Raw genomic sequence first — 5,174 nt, forward strand, 5'->3', positions numbered from 1 at the left:
CATTTAAGTCTATAATTGAAAAAAAGAATATACAATAAAAAAAATAATGCCTGCATAAAAATATAAATTTTTCTAATATTTTATTTTAATAATGTTTAAAAGAAAACTAAGTAAAAACAATTATTTTTTAAAATATTATCAATATTATCAATAGTTAAATTTGTATATTATAATGATTTTATATATTTATGTTATAATCAAGAAAATTATCATTACTATTAAAAATAAATCAATATTGGAATTTTTTAAATATTAATTTGTGGGTGCTTTAATGACAAGAATGGAAAAATATAAAAGTTTACGTGAACAAATTGCTAAAGAAATTAAAGAAAATAGTAAGCTTTGAGAACAAGAACAAAAAATAGAAAATTATTATCAGCAACTAATAAAAATTGATAAATCATATTTTGAGCCAATTTTTCAAAAATTAAATTCTGATTTAAATTTAGTTAATTTTGAAAATTATTTTATTAAAAATAATGAACAACATTTAGATGATAATGATAAATTAATATTGGAAAATATGTTAGAAAATATTAATAATATTTTAAAAAAATATAGTGAAAATATTGATTTTGAAATAGTTGATGTGCCATTAATAAGTACTAACTTAGAATATCAAACGTTAATTAATAGTATGCATAATAAAATAAATGAATTTCAAAAAGACTTAGAAAGTAAAATTCATGATGTCAAAAATTTTGTTAAAAATTTAGAATTTAAATATAAAAAGTATAAAATAAATAATAGTGATCTTAATAAAGAACTAAAAGAAATTAATCAAGAACATAATAATTTTCAAGATGAATTACAAAAAGTTAAAATTAAGAATAACTATAAGTGAAGTTTAACAGTATTTAGTATTATCATTATTTGTTTAATTTTAATAGTCGTGTTAGTATTATCATTAATATTATTTATTAAGTAGAGAATGGAGAAAAACAATGTACCCAAAGATTAATATTGCAATAGATGGTCCAGCAGCTAGTGGTAAATCAGCAGCTGCATATTTGCTTTCTAAAAAAATTGATTATCAATTTATGGATACAGGAATTATGTATCGTAGCTTTACTAATTATTGTTTAAAAAATAAAATTGCTTTTGAAAGTGAAGATTTAATACTTGCAGCATTACAACTTTTTGATATAAGATGAGTTAATGGTCATTTTTTATTTAATGATCAACCACCAACAGAAGAAATTTATGATAAAAATGTTACTAGTAAAGTACCAATAATTGCTTCGTTATCTGAAGTTAGAAAAGTTATGGTTGCTAGAATTCAAGAAATGGTTAGAAGTCAAGGCTTTATTGTCGTTGGCAGAGATATTAGTAGTGTTGTTTTACCTGATGCTCAATTAAAGATTTTTTTAACTTCTAGTTTACACGCTCGTAGTGAAAGAAGATATAAACAGTATATTAAAGAGGGTATTAATATTACACAAGAACAAGTATATAACGATATGGTAATTCGTGATAATGTTGATAAAACTCGTAGCACTGGTCAACTAGTAATTGTTGAAGATGCAGTTATTTTAGATAATAGTGATTATAATTTACAAACGACCGTTGATAAATTAAAAGTTTTATATGATAATTACTTTAGTCATAAAAAATAATATTTTAAATATAAGGATTTGAATAAAATGAATAAGTTACCAAAAGTAGTAATTGTAGGACGCCCTAATGTTGGTAAATCTTCAATTTTTAATCGTATATTACAAAAAAAAGTAGCAATAATTGAAGATATGCCTGGAGCAACTAGAGATCGAATTTATGGCATTGGTGAATGATTAACACAAAATTTTGTGATTATTGATACGGGTGGTATTACTAAAACGATTACTAATTTTACTCAACAAATCAATCAACAAGTTAATATTGCTTTAGCTGAGGCTGATATTGTTTTATTTGTTTGTTCTTATCAAGAAGGTTTAACTCACGAAGATGAAGATATTGCCAAATTATTATACAGAACTAAGAAACCGGTTATTATTATTGCAAATAAATATGATAATGTTCAAAACGATAATGATAAAATTTATGATTATTTAAAAGTTGGCTTTGGCGAACCAATTTTAGTATCTGCTAGTCATGGTGTTGGTTTTGGTGATTTATTAGATATGATAATTACTAAGTTACCAAAAGAGGTTCATACAGAAAAGAAAGAACATATTAATTTAGCAATTATTGGTCGTCCCAATGTTGGTAAATCAAGTTTAGTTAATACTATTCTTCAAGAGAATAGAGTTATTGTTTCACCAATAGCAGGAACAACAACTGATGCTATTGATAGTAATTTTGTTTATAATAAAAAACAATATTGTGTTATTGATACTGCTGGAATTCGTAGAAAAGGAAAAATTACTGAAGATTTAGAAAAATATAGTTTAATTAGAACTACTAATGCTATTGAACGTAGTGATATTGTTTTGTTTTTATTAGATGGTAGTGTTGAAATTCAAGAACAAGATTTAACAATAGCAGGAATGGCAAAAAATTTAGATAAGCCAGTTATTATTATTGTTAATAAATGAGATTTAGTTAAAAAAAATGAAAAAACAATGCAAGAGTTTACTAAAAAAATAAAAGAAAAATTTAAATACCTTGAGTATTGTTTTGTTGTATATTTATCTGCTTTAGAAAATACTAGAATTCATACTTTATTTGCTACTATTAATGAAGTATTAGTTAATATGAATTTAAGAATTAAAACAAGTATTCTTAATGAAATAATTAATAAAGCTCAATTAATTAATGAGCCGCCCTACTTTAAAGGTGGTAGATTAAAGATATATTACACAACACAGGTTGAAAAAAATCCGCCTACTTTTATCTTAATGGTCAATGATCCACAACGATGTCATTTTTCTTATGAACGTTTTTTAATTAATCAAATTCGTGAACGATTTGGTTTTCAGGGTGTACCAATTAAATTAAGATTTAGAATGCGTAAGTCATTGTATAATAAATAATAAAAAAGTGTAAAATTTTGTGATTATATTTATTTAAGAAAAATTTATTGTATAATAATATTTATTAAGATAAAAAACTAATGATTAGAAAGTGTAAATGATTATGCTAAATTTTTTAACATTAGAGTCGCACAATAAAAGTTTATCAACATCGGCAATGTGAATAATGTTTATCATTGGTTTGATTTGTATTGGTATTATTTTTCTTGTGTTTTTTTTATTTAAAAGAAAATTACGTAAAGAAAGGAGCCTGATTAACGAGCAATTTTTATTTAAACCAAAAAAAGTTACATATCAAGTTTTTCATTTTTGAAATAAAGCTCTTTATATATTTTTAATGTTTTGTGCAACAGTTGGTGCCATTGTGCTATTATCAGTTTCAATAAGTTCAATGTTTTAATTTTGAAAAATTAAGAAAAAGTTTTAGGAAGGGGTTAAAATATGGGTTTAGTTTTCTGAAAAAAACATAAAGAGAAAAATCAAACAAAAAATAGTAATATTGAATTAAAAACCTCAAAAGAAAAAAGTCCTTGAAATAATGTTTTAAAATTTTTACAAGACTTAGGTAAAGCATTACAATTTCCAATTGCAGTATTACCATTCGCTGCTATTTTAAACAGATTTGGAGCATTAGGGCTTACATTTACTACTACAACTGATGCTGGTGTTATGCATGTTACTAATGAAGTGGGTTATTGAATTTCATATATTATTCAACAACCAGGAAAAATAGTATTTGATAATTTACCATTATTATTTGCTTTAGGTTTAGCATTTGGTTTAGCTAAAGATCATCGTGGTGAAGCTGCATTAGTTGGAGCAGTATTTTATTTGGCAATATCTGCAATGACGTCAATTGAACATTCATTACCAGAAATGTTATATAAAAATGTTTTAACTTTTACATCAAGTAAAGGTGAAAAATTTTCGTCATTATTTTATGTAGAAGAATTTGGAACAGATGGTAAAACTATTATCGGTGGTATTTATGTATTAAACATTGGTGTTTTTGGTGGAATTGTAGCGGGGTGTTTATCTGCAGTTTTATATAATAAATATAAAGAAATTAAACTTCCTCAAGCATTATCATTCTTTGGTGGTAGAAGATTTGCACCAATGGTGGCTTTAGCAATAACTATTCCCACTGCTTTGGCATTTGCTATTGTTTGACCATGAATTCAATTAGTATTAATGAAATTTGGTCAATTAGTTGCTAATCCAAATAATCCAGCAGTTGCTATTCCAGGAACAGCAGTTTATGGAATATTAAATCGTTTATTATTACCTTTTGGATTACATCAAATCTTAAATACTTTTTTTTGATTTCAATTACCAATTAATGGTCAGATAATATCTCCAATTACAGGTGCTGCATCTGGAACAACGGAATGAGTAAATGGAGACATTAATGCTTTTACTAGAGGTATTGAAGGATCTGGATTTTTTCAATCAGGTTTCTTTCCTATTATGATGGGTGGTATTCCCGCTGCTGCCTTAGCTATGATTATGGCAGCTAAAAAAGAAAATAGAAAAATGGTATCAGGATTTTTAGGAGGAGTTGCTTTAGTTTCTTTTATTAGTGGAATCACTGAACCAATTGAATTTTCATTTGTATTTATTGCTCCATTATTATTAGTAATTCATGCCTTATTAACAGGGATATTTATTGCAATAACGACAGCATTACATATTCAAGTTGGTTTTGGTTTTAGTGCTGGAATTATTGACTATTGCATTTCTTTTGCTCAATCATGAGGATTTGCTAATCATGCTACAGGTGCTTATCATATTACTTCAAATCCACTATGAGTATTATTATTAATTGTGGCTGCTGGTGGAGTTTATTTTATTGTATTTTATACATTAATTACTAAAATGAATATTGAAACACCAGGAAGAGAAGAAGATTTTGGTGTTGAAGAAAATAAAGTAACAACAAAATCAGAGTTAAGCAATAAAAATCTTAAAAGTGATAAATATACATTAATGGCAACAAAATTAATTGAAGCAATTGGTGCAGATAATTTTGTTGAAATTGATAATTGTGCTACTAGGTTACGTTTGATTGTTAAAGATACATCACGTGTTAATTTGGCAAAAGTTAAGGCCGCAGGAGCATTTGGTACTAAAATTTTGAATAAAGAAGCTTTGCAAATTGTTATTGGTACCGATGTTGAACATGTAGCCAATGCAATAATGAAC

At 25.6% G+C, this 5,174-nt stretch carries 4 protein-coding genes; all 4 read left to right on the top strand.

Translation table 4 applies throughout. The annotated features are described in order from the left end of the window. Window positions 1-271 precede the first annotated feature (271 nt). Window positions 272-928 carry a hypothetical protein gene (locus M0D11_RS05140; protein WP_252320708.1) on the top strand — a complete coding sequence of 219 codons (657 nt, stop codon included), beginning with the start codon at window positions 272-274 and terminating at the stop codon, window positions 926-928. Window positions 929-944: 16 nt separating this feature from the next. Continuing rightward, a complete protein-coding gene (gene cmk, locus M0D11_RS05145; protein ID WP_252320710.1) occupies window positions 945-1,616 on the top strand; it encodes a (d)CMP kinase in 672 nt (223 codons plus the stop codon). 27 nt (window positions 1,617-1,643) lie between these two features. Beyond that, window positions 1,644-2,972: a ribosome biogenesis GTPase Der gene (der, locus tag M0D11_RS05150; protein WP_252320712.1), complete on the top strand. Its 1,329-nt coding sequence runs from the start codon at window positions 1,644-1,646 to the stop codon at window positions 2,970-2,972. A gap of 441 nt (window positions 2,973-3,413) precedes the next feature. Next, window positions 3,414-5,174 (top strand): PTS transporter subunit EIIC (locus tag M0D11_RS05155; protein ID WP_252320714.1); only part of this gene is annotated, 1,761 nt, incomplete at its 3' end.

The organism is Spiroplasma endosymbiont of Lariophagus distinguendus, assembly GCF_023846195.1.
Classification (GTDB): domain Bacteria; phylum Bacillota_I; class Bacilli_A; order Mycoplasmatales; family VBWQ01; genus Spiroplasma_E.